This window comes from 'Nostoc azollae' 0708, from assembly GCF_000196515.1.
In the GTDB taxonomy this organism is placed as follows: domain Bacteria; phylum Cyanobacteriota; class Cyanobacteriia; order Cyanobacteriales; family Nostocaceae; genus Trichormus_B; species Trichormus_B azollae.
The window spans coordinates 4,635,356-4,649,812 of sequence record NC_014248.1 but is presented as its reverse complement, the minus strand read 5'-3'; the positions used below and the strand labels follow the sequence as shown (position 1 = coordinate 4,649,812).

The following is a 14,457-nucleotide window of genomic DNA, read 5'->3' as shown; positions in this document are numbered from 1 at the left end:
AGCATAGCTTTCACGTTAAAAGAAGCTGATGAAAGAAACCACTGCCGCAGCAATGGCACCATAGTTTGAAAGATTAGGGCGAACGCATGTAAATGTGGTACATATATACTAAGAAACGAGAAAGGTAGGGAGGGCTGATGATATAGAGGTTGACCAATGAGGCTCTGATGGTAAAGTCATTGTAAAAGTAGAAGAAGAAAGTCCCAAAAAGTGTGAAGCTCAAGCCCAAAATAACGATTACTGACCACCTTGCACAGATGGAAGATCCAAGAGTAGAGGGGAGGAAACGACACAAGTTAATTGACATTCTTACCATTGGAATTTGTGCAGTAATTTGTGGAGCAGATAGTTGGGTGGCAATTGAACTCTATGGCTGCACAAAATATGAGTGGTTAAAAACCTTTTTAGAACTAGGAAATGGGCTCCGGTCCCAGGACACATTTGGAAGGGTATTTGCACAATTGAATCCGCAAAAATTTCAAAATTGTTTCTTGAACTGGATGAAATCAGTACATAAGATAAGGGATGGTGAAGTTGTGGCAATTGACGGGAAAACTTTATGTAGTTCTCATGGTAAAAATAGTGACTAGAGTGCAATCCAAATGGTAAGTGCATGGGCAACTACAAATAAATTAGTGTTGGGACAGATGAAGGTGCATGAGAAATCAAATGAAATTACAGCAATTCCCGAATTATTAAAGGTTTTAGAATTAGCTGGATGTATTGTCAGGATTGATGCCATCGGGTGTCACAAAGACATAGTAAAGTTAATTACGCAAGAAAATGCAGATTATGTAATTACTTTAAAAAAGAACCAAGGTAATCTGTATGAGTCAGTAGAACAGCTATTTAAGTCAGGGATAAGTACAGGTTTTTAAGAGCTTCAACATAGCACATATAAACCCGAAGAAATATGGCATAGTCGTCATGAGATCCGCAATTATGTGATGTTACCTGGAATTGGGTTTCAGCTTGACCCTGATTCAGTTTGGTCAAATCTAAAAAGTGTTGGGATGGTAGAATCTATCGGACAAGTGGATGATAAAACAACAGTAGAGACTCGTTATTTTATTAGTAGTCTTGACTCAAATGGAGAACAATTGGCTAATTCTGTCCGCAGCCATTGGGCAATAGAAAATTCATTGCATTGGGTATTAGATGTAGCTTTAAAACAAGATGACTGCCAGATTAGGAAAGATAATGCTCCACAAAACTTTGCAGTAATGCGGCAGATAGCAGTCGATCTTTTGGGTAAAGAGAACCCCGTGAAGCGGGGGATAAAAAATAAACAGTTTTTGGCAGCAATGGATAATAACTCTTGAGAAAGAGTTTTAGCTTTAGCCTCAACTAACTTGTCAACAATTTACTTAATATTTTCTTCTGCTTATTTTTACAGATAAGTTTACTTATTTATGGATGAATAGTTAGCTCATTTATCCTTAGCTAAGAGTTATTCAATTGGAGATAAGCTAATTCATCGCTTAATAAAAAAGTGATTGATTTTGTTTATATATCCATCAAGCTTTGCACTTAATATAGATGATTTTAAAGTCCTCATTAGTTTTTATTAGGAAATAAGGTGCGTTTCCCCTGTTTGAAAGATGGTGTTAAAGGTTTGATGATGTATTTACTCATCAAGGGGAAAGAAGAGAGTTTAGACATTATTGAGGGGGATGATTGGGTGAAAGTGAGAGAAAAACCTATTTGAAATGGCAGAGAATGCCCTAGGGGTGACTTACCAACGATTACACCACGTTTCAACTGAAGCACCTTGGTCCAGTTCCCAAGTCAACGACCGTCGGTTAGAGATTATGAACAAGTGTAGTCAGAGGAGAATCACCAGAGAATTTAGCTTAATAATTGATGATTCTGTCCATAGAAAAATGGGGAATTTTAGGGATGGAGTAGGAAGACAATATATTGGAGAAATTGGGACAAGGGATAATGGAATAGTAGTAGTAACAACACATCTATTATGATGGCAGTAAAAGCTTACCACTAGATATACAGTTATATCACCACGGTGATTCTTGACCCAAAGGGAAACAAGACCCTATATTTGAGAATAAACCTGAGTTAGGAATTAAATTAATAGATCTGACCTTAAGCCGTGGTTATCAATCAGGAATAGTAATTATAGATGCTCGATATGGCCACAATACATCTTTCTTATTAAAGATAGAGAATCGGAATTGAAAGTATTGAGGAGGATTAGCGAAAAATGCCAAAGTCCTTGCCAGTGACCAAGAGGATATTCCACAAATAATCAGGTTAGATGAATTAGTACAAAGTTTACCCCAAGAGGCTTTTACAGAAATTCAACTGGAGTTTACATAAACCCAAAACATTATGGGTAGTAACTCAAGAAGTAGAAATATCAGCCTTAACTAACTGGAAAGGGAAATATTACTATAGTGATCAACGGTTCTACTTTCTCTCAAGCCACTGATATTGGCTACTTTATTACCAATGTTTCTTCATCAATTGTCACACCCCAATGGATAGTTGATACATATTCTCAAAGAAATTGGGTAGAAGTTGTTTACAGGGAAGCCAAGGGATGGTTAGGACTCAACGAATCTCAAGTTTGAGATAACAGCAGTTTACTGCGCCATTTTATTTTGGTTTTCTGTGCCTACACTTTTATTATTTGCCATCAGTAGACTGGAGGATTAAGACCAAGGTGGGCTAAGAAACCTTTGAATACTTTTACTAAAGCTTTAGAAGCGTTAAGAACAGCCATATCTTTTCTATTTATTGATTGGTTCAACTGGAATCCGGACGTGTTTCCTTCTGATAGAGCCAGTTTGGGCTACATTTCATTTAGGCTTGATTTTTATTTCCGTACCGCTATTATGTATTGAACTCGATAACCAACGAGCAACCTTTGTTTATAATGCTCCTCAAAGTTCAGATTTTACACAAATAAATAGAAAAAACGCCTTACGTAGATTTCCAACTCGTGATATTGTACTAACTTTTGATTATAAAGAAATATGGATTATAGATTTTTAAAATATACCCTATGAGTTTTTTCAAAGAAATGCAAAATTACCTTTTGATAAATTTCAATCCATATTATATTTAAGTGAAAATACATGATTTTAGATCATAGAGATAATTTTATAACAGTCTCTGACTTATTTGAAATAAAAACTCATTTCATTCCTTGCATTGCACTTAAAAGTCAAGAGCAAAAAGAAACTGCAGAGAATTATCTAATTGAAGAAGCAAAAGATTTTTTCACAAATATTCTTAAAGTAAACTACGATATTATCCGAATTCCTTATGCACATTTAATTATTAAACAGGAGTTTAAGAATATAAATAATTATCCAATTGGGTAGTTTTACGAAAATTGATTTTATGATTTAGGTGAAAGAGACTCCAATGGAAAATTAAAGCCTAAAATTAAGTGGGTAATCACATTTGACGAAGAAAATACTCCTATTGAAGTAGGACGTTTTAATCACCAAAATAAGTTTGTCAATATTGATAATCGTCGTCCTCGCCCAAGTCTTTCTTATCGTCCAACAGATAGACACTTAATGCTTTTACGCAAATAAATAGGGAACTATAGATATTAATTATCCACCTATTTTTCACTATCTTCACTTTACAATTCAAGAAATTTTAGATGCTATCAAACGTAGATTATCAACTGAGCCAGTAGTTTGGTTTTAGCTAACGAAATACCACTTTCATTACTCATTCTTCGTTTAAATATAATGAGTTTGTGGTAAATTTTCATGTTCTGATACACGAATAAAATTAGCCAGTAATATATAAACAACTAAAATAGAACTAAAATAAAAATGTATCTATCAGAGCTGATCTAAATGAATACCCAAGTTAGTGAACCGAAAACAACACAGAACTGGTTATCTCTTGGGAAGCATTACCCGATGATTTTCAGTGAGAGGATGAACCAGTGGAAAATACAGGACAACCTATTTTAGCACGTGCATTAAGGGAAAGTTTAGAAATTGCCGGTTTTATTCAACTGCAAATGTTAATAGTTCCTAACTTTGCTGTTTGTACCACAGTTAATGAACAAATTCTTCTTAAAGTACCTGACTGGTTATACGTACCATCGGTTAAATCTCTTTAACCAGAACGCAGAAGCTATACACCAAAGTTAGAAGGTGATATTCCCGAGTAATGGAACTTTTATCTGATATCGATGGGGTAAAATATTCTTTTAAACGGACTTATCCCCCCGGAAAATGTTTTTTTATGACCAAATATTAAAAGTTACTGTTTATGTAATTTTCGCTCCTGAAGATGGTTTATTAGAGTTTTATCAATTATAAAATGAGGGATATCAGTTAAAATAGCCAGATGAAAACCGTTATGATTGGCTTGATAGTATGGGCTTATTTTTAGGAATTTGGTAAGGTTCAAAAGAAGGGAGAACAGGTTATTGGTTAAGATGCTGGAATCAAGATGGTCATTTATTAATTTGGGCTGTAGAACAAATTGAGAAAGAACGTCAAGAAAAAGAAAAAAGGTATAGATCCTAATAATTTACCCATCTAGCAGTTACAGGAGTTCTCATATATTTGTACAAAACTCTACTCTTGTTTTTCTCTTCCTTTGTATATTTTGCGTACTTTGCGGTTAGTTCCATAAAAATTAAGCAATATAAAAGGGTAAAAGGACAAGAAAAAATCTTCACTCTTTACCCAAATAAATTATTTTATTTTCTCCGAAAAAGATCACTTACTAACTAAAGCAGGTTCTTTTTCTTTAACTGGTTGCAGTAGTTGGGTGTATAGGGCATCTAACTGACTAGCTACACCGTCCCAGCTAAACTTACTCATTACCCGTCTATTACCCGATTGACCTAGTTGTGCACGCCATTGGGGATTACCAAGAATGCGGTCAATGGCGTTACTAAAGGCTGCTACGTCTTGGGGTGGTACTAATAAGCCAGTGTTTTCATTAACAACGGTAAACTGAAGACCACCAACATCACTAGCTATAACTGGTGTTCCACTGGCCATTGCTTCCACAGCCACGAGTCCAAAGGGTTCATAGTGACTGGGAACCACACAAACATCAGACGCACCGTAATAAGTTGGTAAGACTTCTCGACTGAGACGACCAGGAAGGGAAATAAATTTACTCATTCCCAATTCGTTAACAATTCCCTCGATGCGATCACGTTCTCTACCATCACTGTTACCTGGTGTACTTCCACCACCAATAATCAGTTTTAAGTCTTTATCACCATAAAACTTAGACTCACGCACAGCACGCACTAAGGTTTCTATCCCTTTGCGTGGGTCAAAACGCCCTACATACAAAACAACTTTGGCTTGTGGATCAATTCCCAATGCTTCTCTAGCTGCTTGTCTATCCACTGAACCAAAATGGCGAATATCTGTACCACAAGGAATAATATCAATGTTTCCTTGATGAGAAACCAGAGTTCTCATGTGTTGTTTTTCTTGCGGACTTGTCGCCACAATTCTTTCCGCTGTTTCCAATACTTCTTTTTCCACTGCTAGACGTTGACTAGCAACTAGAGGAATATTTTCTATTGTGTTGTATTTGACTATTCCTAAAGAATGATATGTGTGAACCTGTTTACTTCCTTGGATTTGTTTCAGCTGCAACCCAACCCAACTAGATAGCCAGTAGTTAGTATGAACCAACTCATATTTAATGCTGTTTTGTTTTTGAAATTCCAATAACTGCTCCACAAATTCTGGCAAGTATTTAAAACCGTTATCTCGTGGTACAAATTCAACTGGTCCGGCTGTTAAACGAATGGTTCGACAACGAGAATTATGTTGAACGATATCTTCTTGGTCAACACTCACTTTGCGGCTAAACATATCAACTTGCCATCCTAGCTGGGATAGTGCTTCACCCACTTGGCGAACATAAACATTTTGTCCTCCAGCCTCCTCTTTCCCAATTTCAATCGCCGGATCACCGTGGACTGAAATCAAGGCAATGCGTTTGTTAGTGGTAGAGTTCATAAGTTGTGTGTTGCTGATTCTCACAAGGTAGTATGCGGTTTCAAGTTGGCGTTACTCACGCTTACCTGAATTATTTAGAAACTTTTATTAAATTTCATATAAATTTAATTATGTCATAAAAAATATTTGTCTACTACCAAATTAGATAGTTTATTTCAGGATTTATATTTAACTTTATTATGTCTAATTTTTGTATATTAATCTCTAATCATTTGATTTTGATAGATGTAATCTATTGTTTTATGGAATAATTAAATCTTATCCATTCTAAATAAATAGAGCCTTAATTACTCACCGGAAGATCATTGCCGTGTTTATATTACAGCAATAATAAATTAATATTTAATGTTACTAACTCAGCAATTTAAAATATCTAGTTGCTCCAATGACTAATATTTAACTACTTAAATTAATAAGTAATTAATTTTTACAGTAGTTCCATAATTACAAGAGTTCCTTGAGGAAATTAGTTTTTTGAGAATTGCATTTACTTATAGTATATAGTATTATTATAGATTATTTTTTTTTGTTAAATAAGATACTTTTTATTAAAAGATTTACATATGTCTCAATATTTCAGAGTTTAGGAGGTAATACATAATTCTCCCCATCACCCCCACCCTCACAAGGGTAGGTTTTTTACTTGCTCGTGAGGGCAAGACTTGGTGGACAAGGTAGACAAGGTCACAAGGGAGGAAAAAAACAATACAAATCATGTACGTTTGGTAACAATAACAGACCATCAAAAGACCATTTTGCGTAGAAAATCTTCCAAGTCTTGCCTTCACAGATAATATTAAAAAACCTATCCCTGTAAGCCCCCACCTTCCCCATCTCTCCACAAAAAACTGAGCAGTGCGAATAGCCAGAATCGGCTATTCGCACTGCTCATGTCCTGTTTTATTGGTGGTGATTTGCACAAAGAACAGTCCCGTAACGGGTCTGGTAATTTTAGTCTTTGATTAACAGGGGAATCTGACTTACTCAGATGAGTTTAGTAGCTTTAGTAATAAGAGAATAATTAAAAATTAAAAATCACAAATGCTGATTTTTAATTTTTAACTTTTAAGTCTCTTTCCCCTCAATTTATGGGGCTTGCTTACTGCTGACAGCTTTTCTGACGACATTTGCCAATAGATGAATAGTTGTCAAGTTACTGTTTCCAACCCTATAGGATTAGTTAGTCGCTTGTGCGGCTAACATCTGCTTCAGCTTTTCTAAATCAGCAGCCCAACGTGGATCGGGACGAATTGCGTCTGAATCTACTGTGGTAGTTGTTTCACGATTTCCACCACCACCACCACCACGGCGAGATTTCTTAGCGCCTTTGTCACGACGGTTTTCCTTGTTGATGCTAGGTGCGGGGGCGCTACTAGCTTGACTAGCAGGCTTGGGTGCTTGCTCGTCACCTTCTTCACCTTTTGTCCGAGGTAATGCTTTTTCTAGCTTGATGGCTGTGTCTTTGAACAATTGACCATTATACTTTTCAATAATTTGGTCTGCTTGTTCGTCATTGTTCACCGTTAGAAAACCGAAACCGCGACATTTGCCTGTTTTGCGGTCTTTAATTAGTTTAGTGGTGACAGCATCGCCTTCAGATGCAAACACTGCTTGCAACTCTTGACGATCTATTTCTTCTTTGGGCAAATTACCTATATACAGGCGAACGGACATGAACTATACCTCCAGAGTTGAAATGAATATGACAAGACAAAAACAATCACTTGGCTTTGGCTTTTCAATAGATGCTATTAATTAAAATCGCCGTAAACCAATTTTTTTAATCCAAACTATCAACCTATACAATACAGTTTTTTGTTGGGATCAAGCTTATTTAGGACAAAAGCACTAATACGCCCGGCTAATACCACCTTAATTCTAAGAATTGTAAATTTAATAGCCCACCGTCCGCCACAGTAAATGATTTTTTCCTAGCTTTTATTCGCAGAGTCAAATACCATCTCTTAACATTATCACGGTATTTTCTACGTAACTAGTTCAGCACCTACATTTTTGCCCATAGTATAGTATTAATGCATCGTAGCATAAAATACAATTTTTGCAAAAGGTTAAAAATTTGAAATAAAAACCAGCCACTGGCTGGTTGATTTGCTGCTCTGTTGGGAGGAGCTAATGGGGATAGGTTAGTATTAGCAGCCAGACTAATCACCAGGTTGGAGGGCTGATTTACTTTGGGTTCTATGGATTTCATGAATAAATGTAACATTTGGAAAAGAAATCTACAACTTCTGTTTACATTTCATCTAGTCAGCCGAGAATTTTAGTATTAACCCCCAACAGATTGGGCGGTGAGCATAATATATGCTCCCCATGCTTGGGCGATGACTGCTAAAACAGTAGACCAAATAGGATGAGGGCTGTTAATGGTTTTGCCATTTTGAGTTTCTAGGGTTTGGATATCTATCCAAGGTGTTGCTCCTCGTCGTAACCAACCTGTGACGATAATTTGCCGACCAATTAATTCTTGGGGAGTAACTGAGAGTCCCCACAATGGAACATGGTGTAGTTTCACTAAACCTGTGCTGGACTGTAGAATCAGGTCTTGGGATAGACAGTTGCTAATTCCACGACGGCCTAATAGTTTACCAACAAACCGGACACTGATGCTATCTACTGGTAAAACAAAGGGGTTGGTTAATAGCTGAGGCAGTTGGTCATCAGCTTGTAAGGCGAGAGGTTTGATTTCGGGAAAGAAGGCATTAATCCGCATCACTGTACCTATACTAAAGCCGATCATCATAAACCCTGTCATGAAAGACCAATCATCATAGATCCATTGCAGGTTGACTAAATGAAATGTGTATGATGTTTGCCATATTAGCCAAAACATACCTGCTAATACAAACCCCAGGGGTATTCCCAACCAAGGGGCGATTTGTAATAGGAAGGATTGAGGTTTAACGGGGAAGGATTCTGGAATGGTTAGATGTAGTTCAGTTTCTAGATGCCAATGATGGGCTATTTGACTTATGCGTTGGATGCGATCGCCCATTAATGGATGGCTATTATTAACAGTAAACCATTGCCGATAAGGATTGGAGTTTTCCCACATTAAGAATGATTCCCAGGGCAGATATCCTGCAATGCTTCCCAAACACAGACTTTGTTGGTGGCTAACTGGGGCGACAATATTTAAACTTTCCAATTGCCAACTCGTGTGTTCTTGTTTTTTGATATCATCAGCAATACCAATGGCAATTTTGAGTAAGGCACGAATTAACCCATTGGGATTTCCTGTAATTTCAGCTGCGTAGCGATCGCTAGAGTCAAGCCGAAACCGGGAATTAAGCAAAGTCGTACCAGCCAGCAAACACCAAATTCCATAACTCAGACTACTCAAAGCTGTAGCAGTCCAGCGCCAAATTTCCTTGTCACTCTTATTTCCCCAAGTCGATGCTTGCTGATATAGCTGATAAACTGGCAAGGTCACCAGCAAAGCCAAAGACATGACCAGAAAATCCAAGCGGCCAATTTGCCCTAAAGCCAAGGCGTAGATAGTGGCTATTTCATCATCACTTAGTTTTTCTAACAATCCTTGACTAACGACAATCCGGGCTGTGCAGGGTAAATTACCATAGGTCAACATAATTGGTGCTGCCATTGGTAAAATCTGGAGTCTGGGAACAGGCCAATGTCTTAATTGACAAGCACGTTGTGTCACCCGGAGTACTTCACGGCTGTGGCTGTACAAGATTTCTTTAGATAGCGGTTGTTGTCCATAAAATTTTGCCAATAGCCAATCTAGCAACCAAGGAGACAATCCGAGTAAAACCAATAATAGGAATAATATTAATGAAGCAGGATTGGTATATAAAAGTGGCAATGGATTTACATAAGGCAGTTTTTCTAAAATTTGGGTGATCAAAGCCATTAGCAAACTGATTAATCCCCACAATACCCAAAAAATGGCTATGAATGTTCCCAGCGCCAGCAGCCGGGATAGGATGGAGTTATATTTACGGAGAGGTTGCCATACCTTAGCACGTCTAGCGTGTCGCCAATAAATACTAACTGGTTCAGTGGCTGTAGTATTTGGGATATCTATATCAGGATTAGGAGTATTTTTTTCTGGGATACCTTCTTTTTGTTGTCGCGTTGTGGTAGAAACTAAAGGAGTAGCTAAGGAATTATCAAAAGCCACAAATCCATTTTCAAGTGTCCTAGTTTTTTTGTGGCGTTTTTGCACTTTATTCAAGTGTTCAAGAGCGCGTTGTGCCCATTCTTGAACTTGCGGATTAGTGCTTCTAATCAAATAATCACAAAGGGTAATCGCCTTAGTAATTTCGCCTGTACGCGCATAAGCCATAACTAGCCCAACTTGAGCTTGCAAACAAGTATTGCTCTGATTTTTGCTGTTGGCAATAGGTACAAGTTGAGTAATTGCGGCGTAGTAATTTCCCTGCTTGAGGGCAGCTAAACCAGCCTCCAAAGACGGCTGTTGATATGAAGGCATAGAACTTGTGGTACTCCAATTTCTGCTAGGTAATACACGCGATCTAATTCAAAACTGAAAATTGAAAACTCAAAATTCAACAATTATGATGCGAGTCCCTGAATTTATTTAGGAGGAGGGGGCAGGAGTCAGGAGGAGGAGGCAGAAGGAAGCAGTAATTAATTACAACGAATTATTCTGTATCCTGTTTTTGACTGGAAAATACAGGGGCGATCGCAGTTAATTTCAACTCTGGATGGTCTCCCTCCAACTGTTGACAATTCCATTCATTACGGAATAGCAATACAGGTCTTCCCATACTGTCTTTAACAGTAGTCGTGTTAAATAAACGTCCCACCTGATTCAAAGCTTCCCAACCGCCTTCAACCCATCTAGCAACACTGTAGGGCAATAAATCTAATATGGTTTCCACACCATACTCATTTTGTAGACGGAACTGCACCACCTCAAATTGCAACTGACCAACCGCTGCTAAAATTGGATCGCGCTTGGCTTCATCATTTGAGTACATAATTTGTACAGCACCCTCTTCCCGTAATTCAGAAACACCTTTTTGAAATCGCTTGAATTTCGAGGGGTTGGGATTTCTGAGAGTGGCAAAAAGCTCTGGTGAGAAGTAAGGAATTCCCTCATATTCCAGTTTTTGACCTGTATAAATTGTGTCCCCAATCGCAAAAACGCCGGGATTATTCAAACCGATCACGTCACCAGGATAAGCCACATCAATTGATTCTCTCTCTTGGGCAAAGAGCTTTTGTGGTCGAGACAGACGGACAACCTTGCCTGTGCGGGCATGATTAACTGTCATATCCTTTTCAAACTTACCTGTACAGACCCGGACAAAAGCTACTCTATCTCTATGTTTCGGGTCCATGTTGGCTTGGAGTTTGAAGACAAATCCTGAAAATTCCGGGTAGGTAGGAGGAATTTCGCCGACGCTACTCCTATGTGTACCTGGTTTGAGGGCATAGTCAAGGAAATATTTGAGGAATAATTCCACCCCAAAGTTAGTCATGGCACTACCAAAAAACACAGGTGTCATTGTTCCTTCATGCACTAATTCTAAATCCAGTTCCCCTCCTGCTCCTTCTAATAGCTCTAACTCATCTTTGAGTTGGTGATAAAGGTCTTCTTCTAGTAGTTCTTCAATTCTGCTTTCACCTAAATTGATGATGGTATCGCGGGCTTCTCGGCTACCGTGGGCGCTGCGTTCAAATAAATGAATTTGCCGCTGGTGGCGATCAAATACACCTTTAAAGCGATCGCCCATCCCTATAGGCCAATTCACTGCGTAAGTTTGTAACCCCAATTCTTGCTCAATTTCATCCAACAGATCCAGAGGTTCTCTCCCCGGACGGTCCAGTTTATTCACAAATGTGAAAATAGGAATACCCCTCAGCTTACACACTTCAAACAGTTTCCGGGTTTGGGGTTCCAACCCCTTAGCCGCATCAATTAACATCACCGCGTTATCGGCAGCTGCTAAAGTGCGATAGGTATCTTCACTAAAATCTTGGTGTCCAGGGGTATCCAGTAAATTAATTTGACAATTACGATAGACAAATTGCAACACTGTAGAAGTAATAGAAATACCCCGTTGTTGTTCCATTGCCATCCAGTCAGAAGTTACCTTGCGCTGGTCTCTTCGGGCTTTGACTGCCCCTGCTTCGTGGATAGCACCTCCGTATAATAATAATTTTTCCGTTAACGTAGTTTTACCAGCATCAGGATGAGAAATAATCGCAAAATTGCGCCGCATTTCCACCGCTTTACCCAGTTCTTCCACAAGTTCAGTAGTCATAATCAGTAATTTGTTCTTAACCTTATTTAATTGAATGTAATCTTTTTCAGGACTAGGAAACACATTTGTTAATTATATTCATTCTTACGTCGGATTCCTCAATCTTAATTCAGAAATTTATGACTGAGGTAGTTGACAAATAGCAGAGCTTACATTATGTCTAATATAGTGGTAGTGGTAATTTTTATTTGCGCGCATACTATAGTATAGTATCTTGTTTTTGATTTCCCAGATCGCCTGAATCAAGATTTAAGGATTTACAGGATTTAAGAACTAAATATTAACTAACGCTTCTTTAAATTTTGCAGACAAAAAACTTGCCTCAATTTTGATAATTTATAGAGAAATAGCTGCATTATCCTCATTTAAACTAACAACATCTACAAAACGTGCAACTGCAAAAATCTTGCAGTTGAGCTTAACTTGTTCAATTTTCTGCAGTGTTTCTGCTGTCATGTAACTTTCACCGCTATGAGGACAGCTAATAATAGGTACATTTTCAATTACCAGCAGTTCTTCCCCTTTTCCATAGGTTCTGTTAACGTTGCAGATATGTACACCTTCACTATTACTACAAATATTGCATTTCATATTTCTGTTACCTGATTTTCAAGTTGAGTATAGTTAATACCAGTCTAAAATTGTCAGTCGCGAAACTCTGGAAAATTCAATAAGAGAACTCCACAAAAAGAAATGCGCAATGTCAGTCTGAACGTTCGCGGAGCGTCTCTGAAAGAGATAGTGAAGAATCTCGGATATGCTTATTCTTGCTATGGCTTACGCCACGCTTCGCGATCGCTACACTCAGCATGACAAGACAGGATCATTAGACCTATTGCAAAATTGTTTATGTGGTATGATAGATAGATTTATATTTTATGTATTTTTGGTGTTCTTTGGGCTCCCTAATTCAAACATAAGCCTGTAACTCTAACTTTTAGCTAAAACAAAGAAAACCCCGACCATAACATAAAGTTAATTCTGCAAGAGGTCTATTTATTTTGTGGCTTACTCTAAGAGTATTCCAACTAAAAAATGATCCAAAACGTCAGTCGCTTCGACAAAATATTTCAAAAAACCATTTTTTAAAAGTTGGTAAAATGTTATGGTAGTAGGCTCAGATATACATCTGCTAGCTATCCTGTCCCGCAATGGGGAACTAAATAAAATTGCCGATTTTAAAGAGCTTGCCGACAGAGGAGGAATGGGAATATGCCTGTCGTGCTGGCACAACTACACCGTTTCATTTTGGGGAAAATATCACCACAAACATTGCTAACTATCATGACAGATTCCCAATATATGCTAGAGAAGCCAAGGGCGTGAATCGTGGAGAAATAACAGAAATCGGGTACTTTCAGGTAGCCAATGCCTTTGGGCTGTATGATATGCACAGAAAGGGGAATGGTGTGATAGTCAGTATCTGCCCTATAAAGGAGGTCCACTAGAAATTGGCGACGAGATAGTTATTGGTTGGATTTTAGAAATCATCGCATACTGCGTGGTGGTGCTTGGACATCTTTTACAGACAGTTGCCGCTCTGTGAACCGTGGTCGTTGTGATATGGAATATAGTTCTAGCTTATTTGGTATCAGGGTTGCTTGTTCAACTTATGACTGAAAAAACGTTTGAATTTGATATTATTCAAGTTCACTCCCAAGGAGAAAAAATCCTTGGGAGTGAAACTGGAAATGGTTTCTATTCCAGGGGAAACATTTTGGATGGGTTCGCCCCAGGATGATGAAGAGGCAAAAGTCACAGAGCAGCCACAAAATGAAGTGAAAATTGCTCCCTTTTACTTGTGCAAGTACCCTATCACCCAAGCACAATGGCGGGCAGTAGCATCTTCACCCAAAGTCACATTTTATATCAATCCTAACCCCTCCGAATTCAAACGGGCAACTAAACCCGTAGACTCAATATCTTATGTTGATGCTGTAGAGTTTTTTTATCGGTTATCCCAAAAGACAGGGAAACTATATCGCTTGCCGACAGAAGAGGAATGGGAATATGCCTGTCGTGCTGGAACTACTACACCATTTAATTTTGGGGAAAATATCACCACAGATATTGCCAACTATGATGGTGATTTCACCTATAATAAAGAACCTAAAAATATGTTTCGTCAAGAAACAAGAGAAGTTGGTTACTTTCAGGTAGCTAATGCCTTCGGACTCTAGGATATGCATGGG

Annotated in this window: 8 protein-coding genes and 3 pseudogenes; 6 read left to right on the top strand and 5 right to left on the bottom strand. The window is 38.1% G+C overall.

What is annotated here, in order from left to right; genetic code table 11:
* The first annotated feature begins 212 nt into the window (after positions 1–212).
* From AAZO_RS21705 to AAZO_RS21690, 4 genes and pseudogenes are all read left to right on the top strand, one after another.
* A pseudogene (locus tag AAZO_RS21705) lies at positions 213–1,322 on the top strand (ISAs1 family transposase).
* 268 nt (positions 1,323–1,590) lie between these two features.
* Positions 1,591–2,864 (top strand): annotated as a pseudogene (locus tag AAZO_RS31840) (IS701 family transposase).
* A gap of 234 nt (positions 2,865–3,098) precedes the next feature.
* The gene (locus tag AAZO_RS21695; RefSeq protein WP_013192827.1) at positions 3,099–3,347 is read left to right on the top strand and encodes a hypothetical protein; all 249 of its coding nucleotides are present in this window, start codon (positions 3,099–3,101) and stop codon (positions 3,345–3,347) included.
* Positions 3,348–3,839: 492 nt separating this feature from the next.
* Positions 3,840–4,539 (top strand): annotated as a pseudogene (locus AAZO_RS21690) (hypothetical protein).
* Between the two features lie 179 nt (positions 4,540–4,718).
* Here the strand turns inward: AAZO_RS21690 and AAZO_RS21685 are convergent.
* The 5 genes from AAZO_RS21685 to AAZO_RS21660 all read right to left on the bottom strand — a co-directional run bounded on the left by AAZO_RS21685 (position 4,719) and on the right by AAZO_RS21660 (position 12,856).
* The gene (locus AAZO_RS21685) at positions 4,719–5,990 is read right to left on the bottom strand and encodes a glycosyltransferase family 4 protein (protein WP_013192826.1); all 1,272 of its coding nucleotides are present in this window, start codon (positions 5,988–5,990) and stop codon (positions 4,719–4,721) included.
* 1,176 nt (positions 5,991–7,166) lie between these two features.
* Positions 7,167–7,664 (bottom strand): RNA recognition motif domain-containing protein, encoded by a 498-nt coding sequence (locus AAZO_RS21680; protein ID WP_013192825.1) that lies wholly within the window; start codon positions 7,662–7,664, stop codon positions 7,167–7,169.
* Positions 7,665–8,277: 613 nt separating this feature from the next.
* Positions 8,278–10,464 carry a M48 family metalloprotease gene (locus AAZO_RS21670; protein WP_013192823.1) on the bottom strand — a complete coding sequence of 729 codons (2,187 nt, stop codon included), beginning with the start codon at positions 10,462–10,464 and terminating at the stop codon, positions 8,278–8,280.
* Between the two features lie 172 nt (positions 10,465–10,636).
* A complete protein-coding gene (gene prfC / locus AAZO_RS21665; RefSeq protein WP_041643602.1) occupies positions 10,637–12,265 on the bottom strand; it encodes a peptide chain release factor 3 in 1,629 nt (542 codons plus the stop codon).
* A gap of 336 nt (positions 12,266–12,601) precedes the next feature.
* Positions 12,602–12,856, bottom strand: a complete 255-nt coding sequence (locus AAZO_RS21660; protein WP_013192821.1) for a type II toxin-antitoxin system MqsA family antitoxin — start codon at positions 12,854–12,856, stop codon at positions 12,602–12,604.
* A gap of 578 nt (positions 12,857–13,434) precedes the next feature.
* On the opposite strand from AAZO_RS21660, the gene AAZO_RS27605 reads away from it, so the two are divergent.
* Positions 13,435–13,713: a formylglycine-generating enzyme family protein gene (locus AAZO_RS27605; RefSeq protein ID WP_228371351.1), complete on the top strand. Its 279-nt coding sequence runs from the start codon at positions 13,435–13,437 to the stop codon at positions 13,711–13,713.
* Positions 13,714–13,944: 231 nt separating this feature from the next.
* A complete protein-coding gene (locus AAZO_RS21650) occupies positions 13,945–14,445 on the top strand; it encodes a formylglycine-generating enzyme family protein (protein ID WP_228371760.1) in 501 nt (166 codons plus the stop codon).
* The last annotated feature ends 12 nt before the right edge of the window (positions 14,446–14,457 follow it).

Coding starts and splice junctions, on each gene's coding strand:
- AAZO_RS21695 (WP_013192827.1), top strand. CDS start 3,099: ATGATTTTAGATCATAGAGATAATTTTATAACAGTCTCTGACTTATTT.
- AAZO_RS21685 (WP_013192826.1), bottom strand. CDS start 5,990: ATGAACTCTACCACTAACAAACGCATTGCCTTGATTTCAGTCCACGGT.
- AAZO_RS21680 (WP_013192825.1), bottom strand. CDS start 7,664: ATGTCCGTTCGCCTGTATATAGGTAATTTGCCCAAAGAAGAAATAGAT.
- AAZO_RS21670 (WP_013192823.1), bottom strand. CDS start 10,464: ATGCCTTCATATCAACAGCCGTCTTTGGAGGCTGGTTTAGCTGCCCTC.
- prfC (WP_041643602.1), bottom strand. CDS start 12,265: ATGACTACTGAACTTGTGGAAGAACTGGGTAAAGCGGTGGAAATGCGG.
- AAZO_RS21660 (WP_013192821.1), bottom strand. CDS start 12,856: ATGAAATGCAATATTTGTAGTAATAGTGAAGGTGTACATATCTGCAAC.